Source organism: Hypericibacter adhaerens, from assembly GCF_008728835.1.
In the GTDB taxonomy this organism is placed as follows: Bacteria; Pseudomonadota; Alphaproteobacteria; order Dongiales; family Dongiaceae; genus Hypericibacter; species Hypericibacter adhaerens.
Map to the genome: position 1 here is coordinate 5,534,530 of NZ_CP042582.1, position 20,680 is coordinate 5,555,209.

At 66.4% G+C, this 20,680-nt stretch carries 19 protein-coding genes and 1 pseudogene; 9 read left to right on the forward strand and 11 right to left on the reverse strand.

The window, feature by feature from the left end:
- Positions 1 to 109 precede the first annotated feature (109 nt).
- The 3 genes from FRZ61_RS24800 to FRZ61_RS24810 are packed head-to-tail and all read left to right on the forward strand — an operon-like array spanning position 110 to position 3,415.
- Complete coding sequence (locus tag FRZ61_RS24800; RefSeq protein ID WP_225308994.1) at positions 110 to 1,315, forward strand: FAD-binding oxidoreductase; 1,206 nt, start codon at positions 110 to 112, stop codon at positions 1,313 to 1,315.
- Positions 1,312 to 2,058, forward strand: coding sequence for an SDR family NAD(P)-dependent oxidoreductase (locus FRZ61_RS24805; protein ID WP_151120330.1), 747 nt, complete (start codon positions 1,312 to 1,314; stop codon positions 2,056 to 2,058). The genes FRZ61_RS24800 and FRZ61_RS24805 overlap by 4 nt, the downstream gene beginning before the upstream one ends.
- Positions 2,059 to 2,080: 22 nt before the next feature.
- Positions 2,081 to 3,415, forward strand: coding sequence for an NAD(P)/FAD-dependent oxidoreductase (locus FRZ61_RS24810; RefSeq protein ID WP_151120331.1), 1,335 nt, complete (start codon positions 2,081 to 2,083; stop codon positions 3,413 to 3,415).
- Here the strand turns inward: FRZ61_RS24810 and FRZ61_RS24815 are convergent.
- Positions 3,384 to 5,228 (reverse strand): hypothetical protein, encoded by a 1,845-nt coding sequence (locus FRZ61_RS24815; RefSeq protein ID WP_151120332.1) that lies wholly within the window; start codon positions 5,226 to 5,228, stop codon positions 3,384 to 3,386. The two genes, FRZ61_RS24810 and FRZ61_RS24815, sit on opposite strands and share 32 nt — an antisense overlap.
- A gap of 179 nt (positions 5,229 to 5,407) precedes the next feature.
- Positions 5,408 to 6,286 carry a UbiA family prenyltransferase gene (locus tag FRZ61_RS24820; protein WP_151120333.1) on the reverse strand — a complete coding sequence of 293 codons (879 nt, stop codon included), beginning with the start codon at positions 6,284 to 6,286 and terminating at the stop codon, positions 5,408 to 5,410.
- A gap of 274 nt (positions 6,287 to 6,560) precedes the next feature.
- Between FRZ61_RS24820 and gshB the strand changes: the two genes are divergently transcribed.
- The gene (gene gshB / locus FRZ61_RS24825) at positions 6,561 to 7,526 is read left to right on the forward strand and encodes a glutathione synthase (RefSeq protein WP_151120334.1); all 966 of its coding nucleotides are present in this window, start codon (positions 6,561 to 6,563) and stop codon (positions 7,524 to 7,526) included.
- Positions 7,527 to 7,564: 38 nt separating this feature from the next.
- On the opposite strand, the gene FRZ61_RS24830 is transcribed toward gshB, so the two are convergent.
- The gene (locus FRZ61_RS24830; RefSeq protein ID WP_151120335.1) at positions 7,565 to 8,476 is read right to left on the reverse strand and encodes a DMT family transporter; all 912 of its coding nucleotides are present in this window, start codon (positions 8,474 to 8,476) and stop codon (positions 7,565 to 7,567) included.
- Between the two features lie 55 nt (positions 8,477 to 8,531).
- Positions 8,532 to 9,155: a hypothetical protein gene (locus FRZ61_RS24835; RefSeq protein ID WP_151120336.1), complete on the reverse strand. Its 624-nt coding sequence runs from the start codon at positions 9,153 to 9,155 to the stop codon at positions 8,532 to 8,534.
- Between FRZ61_RS24835 and FRZ61_RS24840 the strand changes: the two genes are divergently transcribed.
- Both FRZ61_RS24840 and FRZ61_RS24845 read left to right on the forward strand, forming a co-directional pair.
- Positions 9,139 to 10,170, forward strand: coding sequence for a histone deacetylase family protein (locus FRZ61_RS24840; RefSeq protein WP_151120337.1), 1,032 nt, complete (start codon positions 9,139 to 9,141; stop codon positions 10,168 to 10,170). The genes FRZ61_RS24835 and FRZ61_RS24840 overlap by 17 nt on opposite strands.
- Positions 10,171 to 10,242: 72 nt before the next feature.
- On the forward strand, positions 10,243 to 11,283 hold the full coding sequence (locus FRZ61_RS24845) for a histone deacetylase family protein (protein WP_151120338.1): 1,041 nt from the start codon (positions 10,243 to 10,245) through the stop codon (positions 11,281 to 11,283).
- A 4-nt stretch (positions 11,284 to 11,287) separates the two neighbouring features.
- Here the strand turns inward: FRZ61_RS24845 and FRZ61_RS24850 are convergent, their stop codons facing one another.
- The 3 genes from FRZ61_RS24850 to FRZ61_RS24860 are packed head-to-tail and all read right to left on the reverse strand — an operon-like array spanning position 11,288 to position 15,390.
- Positions 11,288 to 12,034: a hypothetical protein gene (locus FRZ61_RS24850; RefSeq protein WP_151120339.1), complete on the reverse strand. Its 747-nt coding sequence runs from the start codon at positions 12,032 to 12,034 to the stop codon at positions 11,288 to 11,290.
- Positions 12,035 to 13,717, reverse strand: coding sequence for a tetratricopeptide repeat protein (locus tag FRZ61_RS24855; RefSeq protein WP_191909198.1), 1,683 nt, complete (start codon positions 13,715 to 13,717; stop codon positions 12,035 to 12,037). It lies immediately after the preceding gene.
- Positions 13,714 to 15,390, reverse strand: a complete 1,677-nt coding sequence (locus FRZ61_RS24860; RefSeq protein WP_151120341.1) for a tetratricopeptide repeat protein — start codon at positions 15,388 to 15,390, stop codon at positions 13,714 to 13,716. Before FRZ61_RS24860 ends, FRZ61_RS24855 begins: the two co-directional genes overlap by 4 nt.
- Positions 15,391 to 15,646: 256 nt before the next feature.
- Between FRZ61_RS24860 and FRZ61_RS24865 the strand changes: the two are divergent.
- Positions 15,647 to 16,549: pseudogene (locus FRZ61_RS24865) on the forward strand (YifB family Mg chelatase-like AAA ATPase); the annotation flags it as partial.
- A gap of 24 nt (positions 16,550 to 16,573) precedes the next feature.
- Here the strand turns inward: FRZ61_RS24865 and FRZ61_RS24870 are convergent.
- Genes FRZ61_RS24870 through FRZ61_RS24880 form a run of 3 tightly spaced genes read right to left on the reverse strand, consistent with a single transcriptional unit; the run spans position 16,574 to position 18,416 of the window.
- Complete coding sequence (locus FRZ61_RS24870; RefSeq protein ID WP_151120343.1) at positions 16,574 to 17,206, reverse strand: hypothetical protein; 633 nt, start codon at positions 17,204 to 17,206, stop codon at positions 16,574 to 16,576.
- Positions 17,167 to 18,183, reverse strand: a complete 1,017-nt coding sequence (locus tag FRZ61_RS24875; protein WP_225308995.1) for a DNA-methyltransferase — start codon at positions 18,181 to 18,183, stop codon at positions 17,167 to 17,169. The genes FRZ61_RS24870 and FRZ61_RS24875 overlap by 40 nt, the downstream gene beginning before the upstream one ends.
- Positions 18,183 to 18,416 (reverse strand): DUF6471 domain-containing protein, encoded by a 234-nt coding sequence (locus FRZ61_RS24880; RefSeq protein WP_151120344.1) that lies wholly within the window; start codon positions 18,414 to 18,416, stop codon positions 18,183 to 18,185. Before FRZ61_RS24880 ends, FRZ61_RS24875 begins: the two co-directional genes overlap by 1 nt.
- A 110-nt stretch (positions 18,417 to 18,526) precedes the next feature.
- Between FRZ61_RS24880 and FRZ61_RS24885 the strand changes: the two genes are divergently transcribed.
- Together FRZ61_RS24885 and FRZ61_RS24890 are read left to right on the forward strand one after the other, a co-directional pair.
- On the forward strand, positions 18,527 to 19,489 hold the full coding sequence (locus tag FRZ61_RS24885) for an IS1595 family transposase (protein WP_151120345.1): 963 nt from the start codon (positions 18,527 to 18,529) through the stop codon (positions 19,487 to 19,489).
- On the forward strand, positions 19,489 to 19,923 hold the full coding sequence (locus tag FRZ61_RS24890; protein WP_151120346.1) for a hypothetical protein: 435 nt from the start codon (positions 19,489 to 19,491) through the stop codon (positions 19,921 to 19,923). The genes FRZ61_RS24885 and FRZ61_RS24890 overlap by 1 nt, the downstream gene beginning before the upstream one ends.
- Here FRZ61_RS24890 and FRZ61_RS24895 read toward each other — a convergent pair.
- Positions 19,920 to 20,138, reverse strand: coding sequence for a hypothetical protein (locus FRZ61_RS24895; RefSeq protein ID WP_151120347.1), 219 nt, complete (start codon positions 20,136 to 20,138; stop codon positions 19,920 to 19,922). The genes FRZ61_RS24890 and FRZ61_RS24895 overlap by 4 nt on opposite strands.
- Positions 20,139 to 20,680: the final 542 nt, after the last annotated feature.

The following is a 20,680-nucleotide window of genomic DNA, read 5'->3' on the forward strand; positions in this document are numbered from 1 at the left end:
TTTGCCGCTGGAGAGCGTTGAAGCGTGGGGGCGCTTTCACAAAGCGCCCCATCATGTCTCGCGCCCGGCTTTCCTGGATTCCGCCCGCGCCGAGATCGTGCGCGCAAGCGTGCCCGCCCTTGCCTATGGCCGCGGCCGCAGCTACGGCGATTCCTGCCTGAACGCCCGGGGCCGGCTGATCGAGACCCGATTCCTCGACCGCATCCTCGCCGCGGATTGGGGCACCGGCGTGATCCGCGCGGAGGCAGGCCTTAGCCTCGACGAGCTGCTGCGAATCTCGGTTCCGCGCCGCTGGTTTCCACCGGTCTGCCCCGGCACGAAGTTCGTGAGCATCGGCGGGGCGGTCGCCAATGACGTGCATGGCAAGAACCATGAATCGGCGGGCAGCATCGGCGCTCATGTGAGGGCGATCGGGCTCGCGCGCTCGAACGGCGAGGTGCGCGAGCTGTCGGCGTCGCAAGACAACGAGCTGTTCGCGGCCACGATCGGCGGCCTCGGCCTTACCGGCCTCCTCCTCTGGGTCGAGCTGCAGCTGGCGCCGGTCGGCTCCGCCCATTTCGAGACGGAGACCCTGCCGTTCGCCGATCTGGACGGGTTCTTCCGGATCGCCGCGGACGATGCCGGCTGGGACTATTCCGCCGCCTGGATCGACGGGTTGGCGAAGGGACGGCACCTGGGGCGAGGCCTCCATATGCGCGGCCGGCACGCGACGAACGGCGGCTTGGAGACCCATCGGGATCCCTCTCTCGCCGTGCCCTGCGATATGCCGGCCTGGCTGCTGAACGGGCGCGCCCTGCGCGCCTTCAACGCGGTCTATCGCAGCCGGCCCTGGGCATGGGGACGCGGAAGGACCCACTACGATCCCTTCCTTTTCCCGCTCGACGGAATCGGCCACTGGAACCGGCTCTACGGGAAGCGGGGCTTCTTCCAGCACCAATGCGCCATCCCGATGGCGGCGGCGCCGGACGCGATCCGCAAGCTGCTCGCGCTGACCGTCGGGCGGAGCGAAGGATCGTTCCTCGCCGTGCTGAAGATCTTCGGCTCCCGGACCTCGCCGGGAATTCTTTCGTTCCCGATGCCCGGCGCCACGCTGGCGCTCGATTTTCCCAATCTCGGTGCCGGCACGTCGGCTCTGTTGAACGAGCTCGCCGACATTGTGCTCGAAGCGGGCGGACGGCTCTATCCCGCCAAGGATGCGACGATGTCGCCGCGGCATTTCCAGGCCGGCTATCCGAACTGGAGAAGACTCGAGGCGCAACGCGACCCCGCCTTCCTGTCCGACTTCTGGCGGCGCGTGACGGGGGTCGCGGCATGAGCGGCGCGCGCCACCTGCTCGTCCTGGGCGCGACCTCGGCGATCGCCCAAGCCTATGCCCGGCGATGCGCGAGCGCCGATCTGCGCTGCACGCTGGTGGGCCGGCACGAAGACCGCCTGCGCGAGATCGCGGCGGACCTTCTGGCGCGCGGCGCCGCGGCCGCGGAGATCGTCACCGCCGATCTCGCGGCGATGGAGGCGATCGAGAGCCATGTCGACGCGATCCGGTCCCGCTTCGGCGAGCCGGACGAGATCCTCATCGCCTATGGGCTTCTGGGCCAGATGCCGAAGACGATGACGGATCTTTCGCAGGCCCGCCGCCTGCTCGACACCAATCTGACCAGCGCCGCCCTGTGGACGCTGGCGCTCCTCAAGAACCGGCGGGCCGACGCGCCGCTCTCCCTCGTCGCGCTGGCCTCCGTCGCCGGCGACCGCGGCCGGGCGAAGAACCCGGTCTATGATGCGTCCAAGGGCGGGCTCGACGTCTTCCTGCAAGGGCTCCAGAAGACCTATGACGGAACGGCGGTGCATATCCTCATCGTCAAGCCCGGCCCGGTCGATACGCCGATGACCGCGTCGCTGGAGAAGAAGCCCTTCCTGGTGTCGCCCGACCGGGTCGCGGCCGACATTTGTCGGGCGGTCTTGCGGCGGCGGCGCATCCTCTACACGCCCTGGATCTGGCGTCCGATCATGCTGATCATCCGCCACCTGCCCTGGTTCGTCTTTCGCCGCCTCCAGATCTGACGGTCATGCGGGAACACCGATCTTGAGCCGTCTCGTCGTCATCGGTGCCGGTGCCATGGGCCTCGCCGCGGCCTATCACGCGATGAAGCGCGGTCACGCGGTGACGGTTCTCGAAGCGGCGCCCGAGCCCGGCGGCATGGCCGCCCATTTCGACCTGGCGGGGCTTTCCATCGAGCGCTTCTATCATTTCGTCTGCAAGGCAGATCGACCCACCCTCGACCTGCTCGCCGAGCTCGGGCTCGCCGGCAAGATGCGATGGGCGCCGACCTCGATGGGCTACTACCTCGACGGAACGCTCTATCCCTGGGGCGACCCGGTGTCGCTGCTCCGCTTTCCGAAGCTCGGGCTCGCCGAGAAGCTCCGCTACGGGCTGATGATGGCCCTGTCGGCGCGGCGCCGGGAAGCGGGTCGCCTCGAGACCCTGTCCGCGAAAGAATGGATCACCGCCTGGTGCGGCGGCCGGGTCTATGAGCGGATGTGGGCGCCGCTCTTCAGGCTCAAGTTCCACGACTACGCGGACGACATCTCGGCGGCCTGGATTTGGACCCGGATCAAGCGCATCGGCAGCTCGCGCCGCTCGTTGTTCCAGGAAGAGCTGGGCTGCCTCGAGGGTGGATCGGAAACGCTGATCCGGGCCCTCGTGGATGCGATCGCCAGGGGCGGCGGCGAAATCCGGCTTTCCACGCCGGCGACGCGGATCGACATCGCCGGCGGCAGGGTCAAGGGCGTCGAGGCCGGCGGCGGCCATGTCGCCGCCGATGCCGTGATATCGACCGTGCCGACGCCGCTCGTGAGCGCGCTGGTTCCGGATCTGCCCGCGGCCGAGCGGGCCCGCTACGAGGCGATCCGGAACATCGGCGTGGTGTGCGTGGTGTTCCGCCTGACGCGATCGGTCACGCCCCATTTCTGGGTCAATATCTCGGATCCGCGCTTCGAGATCCCCGGCATCGTCGAGTTCTCCAGGCTGCGGCCGGTGACGGACACGGTTGTCTATGTTCCCTACTACATGCCGACCACCCACCCGAAGTTCCGGCAGCCGGATGAAGCCTTCAGGACCGAGGCCTTCGGCTGCCTGAAGCGGCTCAATCCGTCCTTGCGCGACGGCGACCTCGTCGCTTGCCATGTCGGGCGCCTGCGCCACGCGCAGCCCGTATGTCCGCCGGGATTTGCCGCGATGCTGCCGCCGGTCCAGACCTCGGTCGCGGGCCTGCAGATCGCCGACACCTGCTTCTACTATCCGGAAGACCGCGGCATCTCCGAAAGCGTCCGCCTGGGCCGATCGATGGCGGAAGCGGTGGGTCGAAGCCCGGCCGGCGAGGAAGAAGCTAGCCGCCCGGCCTCGGCTCGATCGTGCTGATGCCGATCTCGCAAGGGTTGTGCCAGAGCAGATCGATCCATCGTCCCGAGATCTGGAAGCTCTTCACCCGCTTCCCGGCCAAGGCGGCCTCATCGCCATAGAAGGCGGCGAATTCCTGGATATTCTCCACGAGCGGCGAGACGATGAAGCCGGCCTCGGTCATTCCCGGGATCAATCGGTATTGCCGCGTCTCGCCGTTTTCCAGCTCGGCGGTGATCATGATGGCGGGCACCCGAAACAGCAGGGAGGCAAGCTGGCCGAGCAGGGTCTTCCGCAAGCCGATCTTGAGGAACAGCGGCTTGTCCGAATCCGGCAGGCCGATCGGTTCGTCGAAGCGACACGCGCCTTCAGAGACCGGCCGCAGGTCCGGCGCCGAGACATCGTCCCGACGGCGCAGGTAGAGATAGTCTCCGGCGGCCTTGTCCAACCGGTAGTCGCCGAGCAGCACGGGCCAGCTCGATCCGTCCTCGAGCGAGGGATAGCGCGCATCGATCGGTTCGATGCGGAAGATGACATTGTCGGGACCCCGCTCGAGCAGATAGGCCCGGTCCGCGTCCGCGAGCGCCGGGGTATAGGCGGCGTGCGACTGCAGGTTGGGTCGCGGCGCCCATTTGTTGCCGGACGCGATCAGCGCCGCCTGGCCATAGGAGTAGATATCGACCGTGCCGGCCAGCGGCGGAATCTTCGTCTCGGCGCGGATCGCGGCCAGCTGCGCGAGATAGGTCGTTTCCAGATCGCCGCCGGTGATCGCCCGCTCGAGACCCGTCGCCGCCTTGATGTAGGGCCGGGTGGCCAGTTCCGCGACCAGGGATGCCGTCAGCTTGACATAGTGGGATTCGATATAGCCGGCGCCCGCGATCGAGGCCAGGACGGCCGCGGTCACCGCCAGGTTGCGCGGGATGGCGAATTTCAGCAGGGCGGCGGCGACCACAAGGGCCGCCGCGGCATTGAACGCGTGGCCGTCATGCCGGACGAATGCGGCCTTGAGCGAGAGGAAGAGATAGGCGGCGAACGAAAGAAACAGGAGCAGAGCGGAAAGCCGTGACGATCCAGGCGACAGGATGACGGCGAGCAGGATCGCCAGGGCCATGAGGGCATAGACGATGACCTCCTTGATCGGCCCGTGGCTGGACATCGCGTCGCTATAGCCGGCGATGACGGAGAATCCCGTCTCGAAATAGGCGGGCAGGCCGTCCAGCGGCTGGCCGGCCAGAAGCCAGGTCGCGACGAGCGTGGCCGCCGGCACGGCCAGACTGCAGACCGCGAGCCCCTTCCGGCCCTTCAGCCACAGGAAGGCGAGCTGGACCGGGATCAGGGCGGCCGTGGAAAGAAGCAGGTTGATCTTTGTCAGCGGTATCAGGCCGAGCGGCACGAAAAGCGCCGCGACGAGGAGCGGCCGCGGCGGGCTTTCATCGTCGCCATCCTCGGCGCAATGGCGGACGAGAACGATCGAGAGGATCAGGCCGTAGGCCGTGAGCAGGGCGAGCTTGGACGCGACGACGACCAGGACCGAGAGCAGCAGAACGACGGTCCAGAGGGCGCCCGTGCCGCGGGATATCGCCTGGAAGGCCGCGAAAAAGAACGCGGCGAAGAGAAGGGTGACGACAACCGCTGTAAGATAGGTCGCCGGATGATACTGCTCGAAGACGGCCGCTGCGTAGGGGCCGCCGGTGAAGATGATATCGCGACCGAACACGAGCCCCTGCGCGACGGCCTGGTTGAGGCCGAGAACCCAGGACGGATCGAGCTGGGCCGTCGGCATCCAGGGCTGAAACGGAACGAGCAGGACGACGAACACGCTCGCGGCGAACAAGGACAGGAAAAGCCGTACCCACCGCTGCATTTTTAAGCCGCTGAATGAAATCGACATGAAAAGCTGTGCGGACAATCCGGCGCGCCACTATGCAGGAGAGGCGCGGGGAGCGGAAGGAGCGGCCGCTGCCGGCGACCCCGCGCCAGGAAAGCTTTCATCGTGTTTCGCAGAGTTTTTGTTCACAGGGCCAGGCAGAAGGCGCCGGCGACGACGAGGCCCAGCCCCAGGCTGGTGATGTCGGTCAGCGCGAAGACCACGGGGTCGGTGTGAAGCTGGCCGCGTTGCGCGAGAAGCCAGACACGCATGAGCCAGGCGGTCATCGCGACCGGAATGACATAGAGCCAGGCGCGATCCGCGTAGTAGCCGGACGGCATCGCGTCGTTGGCGAGGTAGAGCAGCATGATGACGATCGAGGCGATGCCGGCGCTGATGCCGAAGGCCAGCGTCAGCGGCCAATCCTCGGCATGGTAGCCGCGGTTGGCGATGTTCTTCTGCTGGCCGGCCGCGCCCATGAGCTCGGCATGGCGCTTCGCGAAGGCGGGCGACAGGAAGAAGCAGAGCGAGAAGGATTGCAGCCAGGGCGACGGTTCCAGCCCGATGACCACGGTGCCCATCAGGATGCGCAGCGTGTAGAGGATGGCGATGACGAGCACGTCGATCAGGGGCACCCGCCGCAGCGCCACCGAATAGACGAGCGTCAGGACCAGATAGGCGATCAGGCCCAGCAGGAAGGGCGGCGAGAGGTAGAAGGCCGCCACCAGCGCAACCAGCCCCATGACGCCGGCCACGGCATAGCCGGTCGCGATGGAAAGACGCCCGCTCGCGAAGGGACGCCGGCGCTTGGTCGGGTGCTCGCGATCCGCGTCGCGGTCAAGGATGTCGTTGACGATGTAGTTGGCGGAGGCGAGCAGGCACATGACGACGAAGGCGATGACGGCCGTCACGATCTTCGCCGGGTCGGCATAGGCATGGCCGACGAAGAGGGGGATGAAGAGCAGGATGTTCTTCGACCATTGATGCCATCGCAGCGCCTGAGCCCAGATCTCGATCTGCCGCATTCACATTCCCCCGAAACCGGCACGTAGCCCCGCGCTGGCGAAAGGCGGAAAACGACCGCCGGTTGGCCGCCAGGTCCCCCGTGGACGTGACCGGTCCGCTGCGACGCAAGTCCCTTGGGAATTCTGCTCGATAACCGCGGCGGAGAACAGGCCGTCCGGCGCGGGGCGCCGGCGAGGCGCGTCGTCCGTCTGCCGGCCCCGAGACGGCAACTGGCGCGACGCAGGCGGGCCGGCTTATAGTCGCGAGGCCCCACGAACAGGGATATTGCCGGCCATGAGCCTTGCCGTCGCCATCCAGATGGATCCGATCGAGAGCATCAATATCGATGCCGACAGCACCTTCGTGCTGGGTCTCGAAGCGCAGCGGCGGGGCCATGCCCTGTTCCATTACGGACCGCGCCAGCTCTTCCTGCGCGACGGCCGCGTCCGGGCCCGGGCCCGGCCGATGCAGCTCCGGCGCGAGCGCGGCAATCATTTCACCCTGGGGGCCGAGCAGGTCCTCGACCTGGCGACGCTCGATATCGTGCTGATGCGCCAGGATCCGCCGTTCGACATGGCCTATATCACCGCCACCCATCTCCTGGAGCATATCCACCCGGAGACGCTGGTGGTGAACGATCCCGTTCATGTCCGCAACGCGCCCGAGAAGCTGTTCGTCACCCATTTCCCCGGCCTCATGCCGCCGACGCTCATCACCTCGGACCGGGCCGAGGTCCTCGAATTCCGCAAGGAGCATGGCGACATCATCATCAAGCCGCTGTTCGGCAATGGCGGCTCGGGCGTGTTCCATCTCGTCCCGGCCGACGAGAACCTGAATGCGCTCCTGGAGCTCTTCACCCAGCTCTATCGCGAGCCCGTGATCGTGCAGCGCTATCTGCCGGAGGTACGCGACGGCGACAAGCGCATCATCCTGGTCGATGGCGAGCCGATGGGCGCCGTGCTGCGGGTGCCGGCGGCGGGCGAGGCACGGTCCAACCTCCATGTCGGCGGCACGGCGACCAAGACCAAGATGACCGCCCGCGAGCGCGAGATCTGCGAGGCGATCGGGCCGGCCTTGAAGTCGCGGGGGTTGGTCTTCGTCGGGATCGACGTGATCGGCCATCACCTGACCGAGATCAACGTCACCTCGCCCACCGGCATCCAGGAGATCAACCGCTTCGACGGCCTGCAGATCGAGGCCAAGATCTGGGACGCGATCGAGCGGCGCTACGCCGATGGCGGGCGGCGCCGTCCGGCCTGAGGCCAAGCTGAAGCGCCGCCGCTGAGGGCGCGCGGGCGTCAGCCGGAGGCGAGGGCGGCGCGATGGCGGCGGCCGACGACCGCCTCGCGATGGACGATATAGAGACCGCTGGCGACGACGATCGCGGCCCCCGCGATCAGCCAGGCATCCGGCACCTCGCCCCAGACCAGGGAGCCATAGATCATCGCGAAGACCAGCCCCAGATAGTCGAAGGGCGCGATGATCGCGACCGCGGCGCGGCGGAAGGCGGCGGTGAAGGCGAACTGCGCGACGCCGCCGATGAGCCCGATCGCGACCAGGAGCGGCATCTCCGACCAGGTCGGCATGACCGCGTCGAAGGGCAGGCTCGCGGCGCCTGCGATCGTGGCGAAGAGGGTGAAATAGAACACGATGGCGGTGCTGCCTTCGGTGCGGCTCAAGCGCCGCACCTGGGTCACGGCGAGCGCATAGCAGAAGGCGGCCGCGATCGCGACCAGAGCGCCCGCCTGGAACAGACCGCTGCCCGGCCGCATCATGACGAGCACGCCGACGAAGCCGACCACGACGGCGCTCCAGCGCCGCGGCCCCACCTTCTCGCCCAGGAGCGGTACCGACAGCGCCGTCATGAAGAGCGGCCCCGAGGAAGCGAGCGAGACCGCTTCGCCCAGCGGCAGCAGGGCATAGCTGAGGAAGTAGCAGGCCATCGACAGGATGCCGACCCCGCTGCGCAGGAGATGCGCCAGGGGGTTGCGGGTGCGGATCGCGGACCAGCCGCCGGAGCGCAGGATCATGATCGTCACGGGCAGGAAGGCGAAGAAGTTCCGCACGAACACGATCTGGCCGATCGGAAAGCGCTCCGCGGCCAGCTTCACCAGCATGTCCATGGTGGTGAAGAGCAGGACCGCCAGCACCATCAGCCCGATGCCGCTCATGACCGAGGGGCGGGCGGCGGGCAGGGCGGTGCTGGACATTCTGGGCAATCCGGACGGGTGTTCCGGCGAGGGCCGGGGATGAGGGACCTTCACTCTATCCCGGTCTTCCGAACAAAGGTTGCGGATTCAAACCGGTCCGGGATCGAGCCTGGACCGCTTCGGCGATCTCCTTGTTTTGACGAGATTCGTTTGGCTTCCGGAGCGTCGCCTCTGCAGCGCCGATCCTGGTGCCGGCGATCTGCTCTTTCAATGCGAGCCGCCGGGTCGCGATCCGGATGGCTTCGGCGTCGACGGGTTCGTCAAGGTCGTGAACCACGACCGGATCGAGACCGCCGCATCGACCTCCACCAAGATCGCCTGCGATCGCCGCCATCGGTGCCGTCAACTTTGCGATGGGCCCGCAAAACGCGACCGTGCCCGGGTTCATCCCGCCTCGCGACGAGAACAGGGTGAAGGTCTGTAACGCGATCCGGACCGGGTTGAAGACGCAGCCGGAATCATCCGACGACCTTGCGAGGCCGGTTGGCGCGAACGGCTCGACCTTTTTCTTTAGGCGAACGCCAACGACTCGTTCCGGAACGATCCGATGGCGGCCGGTTCTAGCCTTGTTCTCCCATTGCGTCCCGCGCGGCGCAGGGGCATTAAAGGGTCCCTCCTTTCCCCGATCGGCCCCAGGAACGAGACGCCAGGAATCGAACCGAATGAAGACCATTTTCACCGAGGACCACCGGCTGCAGGACGGCAAGGCCGAGCTCATCGACGGCAAGCTCATGCCCTGCTTCGAGATGCCGCGCCGCGCCGAGATCCTGATCGCGCGCGTGCGCGATCAGAAGCTGGGCGAAGTGCTGGCGCCCGAAAAATTCGGTGCCGATCCGGTGCTGCGGGTCCATAAGCCGGAATTCGTCCGTTTCCTCGAAACCGCCTGGGACGAGTGGGTGGCGCAGCATGGCAGCTACGACGCCCTGCCGCTCAACTGGATCGCGCCCGGCATGCGCCGGCTCCTGCCCGAGACCATCGACGGCAAGCTCTCCTATTTCTCCTTCGACGCCGGCACGCCGATCACCGCCGGCACCTGGCGCGCGGCGATCGCCTCGGCCGAGGTGGCGATGACGGGCATGAAGCTGGTCAAGGGCGGCGAGCGCGGCGCCTTCTCGCTCTGCCGGCCGCCCGGCCATCATGCCGGTTCCGACTTCTATGGCGGCTACTGCTTCTTCAACAATGCCGCCATCGCGGCCCAGGGCTTCCGCGACGGCGGTGCCGCGCGGGTCGCGATCCTCGATGTCGATTACCATCACGGCAACGGCTCGCAGGAAATCTTCTACAAGCGCGACGACGTGATGACGATCTCGATCCATGCCGACCCGAAGCAGGAATTCCCCTTCTTCCTCGGTCATGCCGACGAGCGCGGCGAGGGCCGCGGCGAGGGCTTCCATCTCAACCTGCCGCTGCGCTGGGGCGCCGCCTGGGCCGAATATGGACATGCGCTCGACACCGCCATGCGGCGCCTGACCGAGTTCTCGCCCGATGTCATCGTGGTCTCGCTCGGCGTCGACACCTTCGAGAAGGACCCGATCTCGAAATTCAAGCTGAAGCACGAGGACTATTTGCGCATCGGCGAGGCCATCGCCGCGGCCGGCAAGCCGACGCTCTTCATCATGGAAGGCGGCTATGCCGTCGAGGAGCTCGGCATCAACGCGGTCAATGTGCTGCAGGGCTTCGAAGCGAAGATTTGAACCGTTCTTGAACTGCCTTCTCGCGCATCGGGTTGGTGGAGCGGCCATGCGCGAGAGGGTCAAAGGGGTCTCATGATCACGATTGCCAGCGTCGATCACCGGCTACATGCGCCCAAGAGCGAGCTCGCGTTCGGCGAATTCGTGCCGCCCTACGAGAATCCGCGCCGCGTGGACAGCATCCTGTCGCGCATCGCGGAGACGAAGCTGGGGCCGGTGCTGCCGCCCGAGCGTTTCGGGCCCGAGCTGATCCGCCGCGTCCATAGCGCGCCGCTGCTGACCTTCCTCGAGACCGCCTGGAACCAGTGGTCGGCCCATTTCGGCAAGGATGCGCCGCCGGCATTGCCCTTGAGCTGGCCCGTGGGCGGCATGCGTCATATCGAGCCCGAGGGCATCGCCGGCAAGTTCGCCTTCTTCGCGCTCGACGCCTCGACCGCGATCACGCCCACCAGCTGGGCCGCGGTGCGCTCGGCGGTCGATGTGGCGCTGACGGCGCAGAAGCGCGTCGCCGACGGCGAGCGGACCGCCTTCGCGCTCTGCCGCCCGCCCGGCCATCACGCGACCGCGGACAATTACGGCGGCTATTGCTTCATCAACAACGCGGCCGTCGCGGCCGAGGCCTTCCGCCAGGGCGGGGCCCGGCGCGTCGCGATCCTCGATGTCGATTACCATCACGGCAACGGCACGCAGGCGATCTTCTACCGCCGTCCCGACGTGATGTTCGTCTCGCTCCACGGCGCGCCGGAAACGACCTATCCCTATTTCGCCGGCTATGCCGACGAGGCGGGCGAGGGTCCGGGCGAAGGCTTCAACGCGAATTATCCGCTGCGCCACGGCACCAAGTGGGACGCCTATGGCGCCGCCCTCGGCCACGCGATCCAGCGGATCGAGAATTACGGGCCCGACGCGCTGGTGATCTCGCTCGGCCTCGACACCTTCGAGAAGGACCCGATCTCCTATCTCAAGCTGCGCAGCGAGGACTATATCCGCATCGGCGAGGCGATCGCCCGGCTCCGGCGCCCGACGCTCTTCGTGATGGAAGGCGGCTACGCCATCGAGGAGCTGGGGCTCAACACCGTCAACCTGCTGCAGGGCTTCGAGGCCAAGGCCGGCTGAGACATCAGCCGCCGACCTCAGCCTTCAGCCAGACGCGCAACGGGCCCAGCACGCGAAAGCCCGCGGCCTGAGCATCCGCCAGCGCCTCAGCCTGCTCATAGCCGACAATCGGCAGATCGGGCGCCAGCCTCCGCGCCTGTTCCCGACAGCCGGCCCATACCGCGCTGGTCAGCGCGTCAGATCCGAACAGGTTCGACAGCCCGATCGCACCCGCGGCAAGGTTGAGGACGCAGCCAGCGACGATCCTGTCGGCCTCGATACCGGCGAGGAATGAGATCGCCGGGTCCCGCAGCAGAACGAGCCGGAAGATTGCGCTCGTCCCTGCCGGCAAATCGCGACGCCAAGCCGCTTCCCAGGCCGCCAGTGCCGCGGGCGTGGCGACCCTGTGCCAGCGGATCGACGAGCCTTCAGTCGCGGGCGGGCGCTCGTCCGGTGGCGAGGCGATCCAGCGCGCCTCGAACGGACACTCGAATCCCAGCGCCGTCAGATCGAGCCGCGCAAAGCTGTCCTTGACCGCCCAGGGCAGGGGCGGGCCGCGTTCGATCAGAGCGGCGACACGGTTGCGCTGCGCGGCCTCGCCGCCCGCCCTGAGCGTGATCAGGTTGGGATAGAAGGGCGGGAGCTTCCGCTCGCTGTACCAGAGGTCGTCGCTGAACATGCCGGCGGCGTCATGGGACCGCGCCACCGCATCGCACCAGGCGGCGTTGTTCCGGGCCGCATCGGCGATGGCGCCTTCGGCGCTCGTCGCCATTCAGCGAGAGCCGCCATGGCGGCCGAGCCACTCGGCCAGCGCCGGCTCGAGCTTGGCGAAGAGCCCATCCCAGTCGGCGGTGGCCGGCTGGCGGAAGAGGCGATGCTTCGGATACCAGACCGAGCGTTCCGGATCGAAGTGCCACATCCAGCCGGTGCGGTGGGGCAGGAGCAGCCAGGTCTCCTTGTCGAGCGCGCCCGCCAGATGGCCCACCGCGGTATCGACCGTGATCACCAGGTCGAGCCGGGCGATGGCCGACGCGGTATCGCCGAAATCGCGGATCAGCGGCGAGAGGTCGATCACCCGTCCCGCGCCATCCTTCGCAATCTCGGCAACGGCCGGCCCCATCTGCAGGCTGAGGAGCGTGAGATCGAGGCGCTCGGCCAGCCGCGCGAAACGATCGAGCGAGGTGCTGCGCGCCGGACCGGATTCGCGGTTGCCGACCCAGACGATGCCGATGCGGGGGCTCGGCGCTGCCTCGATCTCCCGCCATCTGCCGTCATCGGGTGGCGGCGTCAGGAAGGGGATGGGGCCCGGCAGATCCACGGTCTCGATCCCGAGGGCGAGACCGAGATCGAGCAGCGCGATCTGCGCGCCATAGGGCGGCAGGGGTTTCGCGACATCCACGACCTGCGCCACCGCTGGCAGATGACGGAACAAGGGCATCAGGGCCGGCTGGCAGGCCAGGATCAGGTTCGGCGCCCGCGCCGCGACCTGGGGCAGGAAGCGCGCGAACTGAAGTACGTCGCCGAAGCCCAGCTCGGCCCAGACCAGCAGCGGCGCCTGGGTCGGCGCGCCGTCCCAGCGCGGGCCCTTCATCGGGCGATGCGTCGTCCGCGGCCGTTCGAACCGCCGCGCATAATGCGGCCAGGCTTCGCGCAAACGGCCGAGGCGCAGCAGCGAATAGGCCAGGTTGTAATGGAGCGTGGCGTCATCCGGCCATTGGGCCAGCGCCTGGCGCAGTACCGCGACGGCTTCCTCTTCGCGCCCCGGATCCCGGCCGGCCAGGACCGCCGCCAGGGTGAGCGCCGATTCCGGAGCCCGCGGCGCCAGCGCCGGCAGCTGGCGCGCCAGGGTCTCGGCCTCCTCCAGCGCGCCGCGCCGGCGCAGCAGCATGGCGAGGTTGTTGACGATGGTGGCGCCCCGCGGCGCCAGGGCCAGCGCCTCCCGCAAGGCCGCTTCGGCCGCATCGAGATGGAGAGCCTCGCCCGCCGGATCCCGGTCGGCCCAGGCCATCTCGATCTCGGCCCGCCCTTGCAGGATCGCCGCCACTTCACCGGGCGTGCGGCCGGGTCCGGCGTCGTCGAGCCGTTCGCGCGCGGCCTGGAACTCGCCCTTCGCCGCCAGCAACCGCGCCAGCTCGAGCCGGACCGGGATTGCGGTCGGATCGAGCGACGAGGCCCGTTCGAGCGAGGCACGGGCCGCCGTTTCGTCGCCCTCGGCCGCCAGGAGGCGCGCCAGCATGAAGTGGCTCGCGGCATCGGCGCCCGGACCGGCGACGGCCTCCGCCAGCAGCGCCTTCGCCTCGGCGAAGGCCCGGCGGTTGACCAGGAGCAGGACCAGGTTGTTGCGGGCGGAGCGGACCTCCTGGCCGGCCGCGATCGCCTGCCGGTAGAAGAATTCGGCGGCGGTGGTCTGCCCGGCCTGGTGGGCTCTGAGAGCTTCCTTGAAGAGCGAGCTCATGGCCGAGCATGGCCGCTCCCGAGCCATTCCGCCAGCGCGGCCTCGACCCGGACGAAGACCCCGTCCCAGTCATGGACCGCGGCCTGGCGGAACAGGCGCAGGTTCGGATACCAGCTCGAGCGTTCCTGATCGAAATGCCACATCCATCCGGCGCGGTGCGGCAGCAGCACCCAGGCCGGTCCGCCGAGCGCGCCGGCGAGATGGGCCATGGCGGTGTCGATGGTGATGACGAGATCGAGCCCGGCGATGGCCGCGGCTGTATCGGCGAAATCGCGGATCAGCGGCGCCAGATCCACGATCCGGCCTTCGCCCCGGCCCGCGATGTCCGCGGCAGCCGGCCCGATCTGCAGGCTGAAGAGGCGGAGATCGAGGCGCTTTGCCAGGCGCACGAAACGGTCGAGCGTCGTGCTGCGAAGCGGATCGGGTTGGCGGTTGCCGGCCCAGACGATGCCGATTCGCGGAGCGGGCGACGCCTTGATCTCGTTCCAGGGTGCGTCGGCATCGGGGGCCTGAAGATAGGGGATCGGGCCCGGCAGGTCCTTGGCCTGGATGCCCAACGCCATGCCCAGATCGAGCAGCGGAAAATGCGCGCCATACGAGGGCAGCCTGTCCGCGAGATCCACCACCTGGCCGACGCCCGGCAGCCGCGCCAGCAGCCGCAGCAGCGGCCGTTGGCAGGCCAGCATCAGATGCGGGCTCCGGTCCGCGAGCCGCGGCAGGAAGCGCGCGAACTGGATCACCTGGCCATAGCCCTGCTCGCCCCAGATCAACAGCGGCGTGCCGGTGGGCTTGCCATCCCAGAGCGGCCCCGGCGGCGCCATGCGCTGCGGGCGCTCGAAGCAGCGCGCATAATGCCGCCAGCCCTCGGGCCAGCGCCGCAGCCGCATCAGGGAATGCGCCAGGTTCCAGGTGACCGAGGGATGGTCGGGCGCGGCCGTCCGGGTCCGCTCGAGCAGCGCCACGGCTTCGCCTTCGCGCTCCGGGTCGCGGCCCGCGAGCACCGCCGCGAGGGTGAGCGCGGATTCAGGCAGTTGCGAGGCCGCCGCCAGGAGCTGGCGCGCCTGCGTCTCGGCCTCGGCGAGCCGGCCCCGGTGGCGCAGCAGCAAGGCGAGGTTGTTGAGCAGCGCCGGTTGGTGCGGCGCCAAGGCCTGGGCACCGCGCAAGGCTTCCTCCGCCGCCGCGAGATGAAGCTCCTCTTCCGCCGGATCGAGATCGGCCCAGGCGATCTCGATCTCGGCACGGGCGCGCAAGGCGGCGAGACGTTCGGGCACCGGCGCCTTGTCGCTTGGCAGGGCCAGCAGGCTCGAGGCGCGCGCCAGCTCGGTCCGCGCCGCCAGCAGGCGGGCCAGCTCCAGCCGGATCGGCAGCGAGCCCGGTTCCAGCGAATGGGCGAACTCGAGCGGCGGGATGGCCGCGGCCTCGTCGCCTTCGGCGATCAGAATGCGCGCCAGCATGAAATGCGTCGCCGCATCCGCGTCGGGACTGGCGATGAGCGCGATGAGGTGGGCCTTGGCCTCGGCGAAGGCGCGCCGTTCCACCAGCAGCAGCGCCAGGTTGTGGCGGGCCGAGCGGATCTCCTCGCCGGCCGCGATCGCCTGCCGGTAGAGGGTCTCGGCGGTGGCCGCTTGGCCCGCCTGATGGGCTTGAAGCGCCTGTCGGAAGAGTGACGCCATGGGAGGAGGCTGCCGGTTCGATGACCTAGATCGAACGATATGGTCAGCCTTCCTGCAACTCTTTCCGTTTCGAAGGCCCGCTTTGCCACTTGACGGCGAACAATCAAAGAACGAGTATTATTACATAAAATACAATTATAAGATGTAGACGAAAGCCGCTGGAGAGATCGCCATGGATGGTTCGGTGACAGCCTTGCCGGCGGGAAGCAGGCGCGCCCGTGCCGCCGCATTCGGCACGCCCAAGCCGGGCGGACGGATCGCCAGCGTGGCCTTCCACGGCATCGATGTGCTGGGCGTGGATGTCCAGGTCCAGACGGCCTCGGGCATTCCCGCCTTCGCCGTGGTGGGGCTGCCCGACAAGGCGGTGGGCGAAAGCCGCGAACGGGTGCGCGCGGCCCTCGCCTCGCTAGGCCTGGCGCTGCCGCCCAAGCGCATCATCGTCAATCTGGCGCCGGCCGACCTCAACAAGGAGGGCAGCCATTTCGATCTGCCGATCGCGCTGGCGCTGCTGGCCTCGATGGGCGTGCTGCCCGGTGCCGAGCTCGACCGTTACGCGGCGCTGGGCGAGCTGGGTCTCGACGGACGCATCGCCGCCGTCGCCGGCGTGCTGCCCGCCGCGATCAGCGCGGCGCAGCGGGGGCTGGGGCTCATCTGCCCGGCCGAGCAGGGCGGCGAGGCCGCCTGGGCCGGCGAGCTCGAGGTGGTGGCGGCACCGAGCCTGCTCGCCCTCATCAATCATTTCCGCGGCAGCCAGGTGCTGCGTCCGCCCGAGCCCAGGGTCGCGGCGCCGGAAGGCGCCCCGCTCGATCTCGCCGACATCAAGGGCCAGGAGAGCGCCAAGCGCGCGCTCGAAATCGCGGCCGTGGGCTCGCATAACCTTTTGATGTGCGGTCCTCCTGGCTCGGGCAAATCGATGCTGGCGCAGCGCCTGCCCGGAATCCTGCCGCCGCTCGAGCCGGCCGAGGCGCTCGAGGTCAGCATGATCCATTCGGTCGCGGGCGTGCTGGCCGAAGGCCGGTTGCTGCGACGGCGTCCCTTCCGCGATCCGCATCATTCGGCGACGCTGGCGGCCTTGACCGGCGGCGGCTCGCGCGCGAAGCCCGGCGAGGTCTCGCTCGCGCATCTGGGCGTCCTGTTCCTGGACGAACTGCCCGAGTTCCCCGGAATTATGTAGCAGTCTCACCTAGAGGTTATTGAGCGCCGGCGATGGCTTCAGCGTCGGTTCTCTCAAATACAATTCATCTAGCAGCGCCTTAAAGAAAGTCGTCCCCTTCGCGTCCATATCTTCGACGTGGGAAATGCGTTGGCCGGGCGGACGGCTACTATTGATCCTGATTAACCAAGCAGCCTCGATGAGACCCTGATTCCAAAGCGGCGCCTTCCGAATTGCGATTTTTCGCAAGTTGGATTCGAAATGGTCGGCCCAGGTGCTTCCGTCTCGGCGCTTAGAATCTTCGTGTTCATCTACAATGACGACATAGCCAATGACGATTTCCGGCGAAAGTTGCTGCACGTTCGCAGCTTCGCCCATTAGATCATCAAGCCGGTTCGGCACCGTCCCGGCCAGGTTTTTTAAGATAGATTTCAGGGAAATAAGCAAGCGGGGTTTCCCCGCCAAGACGTACGCCAAGTCCCAATCCTTTTGGCGCCCCAGGCCACGAATACCAACTTCGTTGGCCTTGCCGCCCTGGACCCCTGGCAATCCCTCCCGCGCAAACGCTTCAATGCAGTGAGTCGCCAGCGTGTCTAGCCGGCCGGGATCTTGTGTTGGCCGTTTTAGGAGGTCGTCAACGGCGTCGGAGAGGGTGATTGGCATTCAACCAATGTTGCTTTTCTTGCCCCAAATTGCCGATGGCGGTCGATCTCGGCCTTAATGCGCGCCTCGGCCAGAGCAAGGTATTTGGGCTCGATCTCGCTGCCAATAGAGTTTCTACCTGTCCGGATGGCCGCGACGGTTGTGGACCCGGTTCCGATGAAAGGGTCCAGAACAGTGTCGCCGGCAAAAGAGAACATCTTAACAAGCCGCTCGGCGATCTCGGCGGGGTATGGGGCCGGGTGCCCAGATCGGGTTGATGCTCCCCGGATATCGGTCCAAATGGAGCGCCACCACGATTGCATTTCCTCTTTGGTCAGCATCGAAAGGGCTTTTTGCTCGGGTGATACCTTCCGGTATTCGCCACCCTTCCGCAGGAACAGGATGTACTCAATATCGTTCTTGACGATGGCGCCGGGCTGATATGGCTTGCCATAGAACCCGGCCCCGTTGCCTTCGGCCTCGGTCACGCCGTTGGCGATCTTGTGCCAAAGGATCGGCGTCAGGCAGTCGAGACCGATGGAGCGCGCCCGCACCTGAATATCAGCGTGAAGCGGCATGACATAGTGTCGCTTCCCTTGCTTCCTCGAAATGCAAACGTCGCCAACCACGCAGCAAATCCGGCCGCCAGGGACAAGCACCCGCGCGCATTCCCGCCATACGCGATCCAACTCCGTTAGGAATTGCTCGTAGTCCGCGATGGCGCCCATCTGATGCTTGTGGTCGGCGTACTTTTTCAGCGTCCAGTAGGGCGGGGAGGTAACAACCAAATGCACCGAGCTGTCGGGAATCCATGAAAGGTCGCGTGCATCCCCGAGGCGAAGGTGGTGCTCCGTCGCGTCGAAAGGCGCCGGCCACGGCAGCTTGCGGTATTGCTCATTGACCTTACGGAGCCGCGCCAGCGCCCGCGAGGTGGCATCATTCACCGGAAGGCGGGTCAGCATCGGCCCTTGATCAGAGGCTGGGAAGCTACCGTCCATCACAGATTCTCCAGGTGAATTGTTCGGCAGCCGATAGCTTCAAGGCACTGGAAAAGGAAGATGGCCGTAAATGTGCCACGGTTAATTTTGTTCTTTATATTCAATTCGTTATCTTTTACCCCGATGGCCGATAGCCTCTCCGCCAGATCGGCATAGCTCAAGCCCTGCCGTTTCAGCTCGGCCTTGAGCGTTCCCTTGACCTTGGCTTTCCAGTCCTTGCCCTTGGCGGCCATCTTTGGAGTCCGGATTCGATAACGAAAGGCATCATAAGCGATGCTTTTCCGGTTGACAAGCCAACTTGAGGCACTATATTTGATGCCAACGGTATCAAAAACGGTGCTTTATGGCCCAACACTTCCTCCTATCCACAGCCGCAAGGACGCTCTCCCTGAGCGTCGTTGCGCGCATGTCGGATGAGGAAGCCCGGGTCGCCTTCCAGGCGATCCGCTGGGCCGACAACGGCGGCCAGCCCTATTGCCCCAAGTGCGGTTGCCTCAAGGTCTATGGCTTCAAGACGCGGCCGGTCTGGAAATGCAGCGCGTGCCGCCACCAGTTTTCGGTTACGTCCGGAACCATCTTCGACAACCGCAAACTGCCGGTTCGGGATTATCTGCTTGCCATCGCGATCTTCGTGAACGGCGCCAAGGGCCATAGCGCCCTTCAACTCAGCCGGGATCTGAATTGCCAATACAAGACGGCCTTCGTTCTCGCCCACAAGCTGCGGGAAGCGATGGGCGCCACGCTTGACGACGGCACCGAGTTGAAGGGCGAGGTTGAGGTTGACGGCCTCTATGCCGGCGGCCACCGCAAGCCCGCTAACGAGGTTGCGAACCGCGTTGACCGCCGCTTGGCCGAGGAACAGACCGGCAAGCGCCAGGTCGTGGTTGTAATCCGCGAGCGCAATGGCCGGGCGCTGCCCTTCGTGTTCCGCAAGGAAAGCGACGCCATCCCGACCATCCGGGCAAAGGTGGCATCGGGGACGATCCTCTTTGCCGACGAAAGCCGCCAGTGGGACGCGCTTCATGCCTCTTACGACACGCGGCGGATCAATCATTCCGAGGCTTACAGCAAGGACGGCGCTTCGACGAATTGGGCCGAGTCCTACTTTGCCCGTCTGCGCCGCGCCGAGATCGGAACGCATCACCGCATCAGCGGCGCCTATATCGGCGCCTATGCGAACGAAATGGCGTGGCGGGAAAACATGCGCCGCACCGCTAACGGTTCACAGTGGCGCAAGGTCATGGGCGCCGCGATGGCCCATCCCGTTAGCGGGAAATGGGCCGGTTATTGGCAGCGGAGCGCCTGATGGAAAATGATCATGTCCTGAGCGGCCTAATTCGCAAGCGCGCCGAACTGGCGGGAGAGATCGACCATCTCGCGACGGTCGTTCAACAGAAGATGATTGAATTGGACCATCTCGACGCCACGATCCGCATATTCAAGCCCGACATTGATCTTGAGACGGTGAAACCCAGGACCGTGCCGCCGCGCCATCAGGCACTTCCGGGCGAAATGATCCGCGGCGTGTTGACGGTGCTGCGCGAGAGTAAGGCGCCGCTTTCCTCGATGGAAATCACGCTGCGGCTGATGGAGCGCCGTGTGATGAACACGGCCGACAAGATGTTAGTCCGCACCGTCTCAAAGCGGGTTGTCGCGTGCGTCCGTCACAGCCGCGCCAAGGGGCTGCTTCGCTCGACCAAGACGCCGGGGCAGCAACTCCTTTGGGAGATCGCGCGCTAAGCCATATCATCGTCGGTGAGGTAGCCCGCTTTGTGAGCGTCGCGTACCCCGGCCTCAATCATAGATGTCATGATCTTGGGAACGCTGGTGCCGTGAGTGCCGCGTTTCTTCAGTTTTCTCAGTCTCTCAATGGTCTTGAGCGATAGCGTGCAATAGCGCCGCTTATTCGGTTCTTCTTCTTCGTCTGCATCAACGGTGTCATCGGCCGGGGCCATTAGGGCACTCTAACGCCCATCAATCTGCGGATCGAGTCGTTGATGCAGATTTGCAGCTATAACGCACCCTTTTCGGTATGAAATCGCATCCTTTTTGTCCTTGACCCCTAGTCGGCACCAGGGCACCATCGGAACACAAAAAAGAGCCGGCCATCCGAAGATGACCGGCCCAGTTTGCGGTTAGGCTCGGCTTACCGGATTGGCGGGCGGCGGTAGTGAGAGCACACACTCTCCCAGCCGCCGTGCCGCAACCGGAGATAGGACCGCACATAGACGGTCTTCTCGCCGAGCGGGCTGATGACGTTCATCGTTTCCTCCTTTCCCGGAGCGCCTTAGCTCCGCCGCCTATTCAGAGCCGGCGGCCGGTGGGAAGGATTCGCGAACGTTCAAGCCAGCATCAGGAATCCATAAGTAACCGAGGGAAGTCAACTAGGTTTTGGGGGTCTTCCCAGGACAACAACAAGATGTTGTCCCATTAAATCCCATGTCGTCTCACTAAATCCCAAGGTGAGACTGCTACATAATTCCGGAGTTCCCGCGCA

Coding starts and splice junctions, on each gene's coding strand:
- FRZ61_RS24805 (WP_151120330.1), top strand. CDS start 1,312: ATGAGCGGCGCGCGCCACCTGCTCGTCCTGGGCGCGACCTCGGCGATC.
- FRZ61_RS24820 (WP_151120333.1), bottom strand. CDS start 6,286: ATGCGGCAGATCGAGATCTGGGCTCAGGCGCTGCGATGGCATCAATGG.
- gshB (WP_151120334.1), top strand. CDS start 6,561: ATGAGCCTTGCCGTCGCCATCCAGATGGATCCGATCGAGAGCATCAAT.
- FRZ61_RS24830 (WP_151120335.1), bottom strand. CDS start 8,476: ATGTCCAGCACCGCCCTGCCCGCCGCCCGCCCCTCGGTCATGAGCGGC.
- FRZ61_RS24840 (WP_151120337.1), top strand. CDS start 9,139: ATGAAGACCATTTTCACCGAGGACCACCGGCTGCAGGACGGCAAGGCC.
- FRZ61_RS24845 (WP_151120338.1), top strand. CDS start 10,243: ATGATCACGATTGCCAGCGTCGATCACCGGCTACATGCGCCCAAGAGC.
- FRZ61_RS24850 (WP_151120339.1), bottom strand. CDS start 12,034: ATGGCGACGAGCGCCGAAGGCGCCATCGCCGATGCGGCCCGGAACAAC.
- FRZ61_RS24855 (WP_191909198.1), bottom strand. CDS start 13,717: ATGAGCTCGCTCTTCAAGGAAGCTCTCAGAGCCCACCAGGCCGGGCAG.
- FRZ61_RS24860 (WP_151120341.1), bottom strand. CDS start 15,390: ATGGCGTCACTCTTCCGACAGGCGCTTCAAGCCCATCAGGCGGGCCAA.
- FRZ61_RS24870 (WP_151120343.1), bottom strand. CDS start 17,206: ATGCCAATCACCCTCTCCGACGCCGTTGACGACCTCCTAAAACGGCCA.
- FRZ61_RS24875 (WP_225308995.1), bottom strand. CDS start 18,183: ATGGACGGTAGCTTCCCAGCCTCTGATCAAGGGCCGATGCTGACCCGC.
- FRZ61_RS24880 (WP_151120344.1), bottom strand. CDS start 18,416: ATGGCCGCCAAGGGCAAGGACTGGAAAGCCAAGGTCAAGGGAACGCTC.
- FRZ61_RS24885 (WP_151120345.1), top strand. CDS start 18,527: ATGGCCCAACACTTCCTCCTATCCACAGCCGCAAGGACGCTCTCCCTG.
- FRZ61_RS24890 (WP_151120346.1), top strand. CDS start 19,489: ATGGAAAATGATCATGTCCTGAGCGGCCTAATTCGCAAGCGCGCCGAA.
- FRZ61_RS24895 (WP_151120347.1), bottom strand. CDS start 20,138: ATGGCCCCGGCCGATGACACCGTTGATGCAGACGAAGAAGAAGAACCG.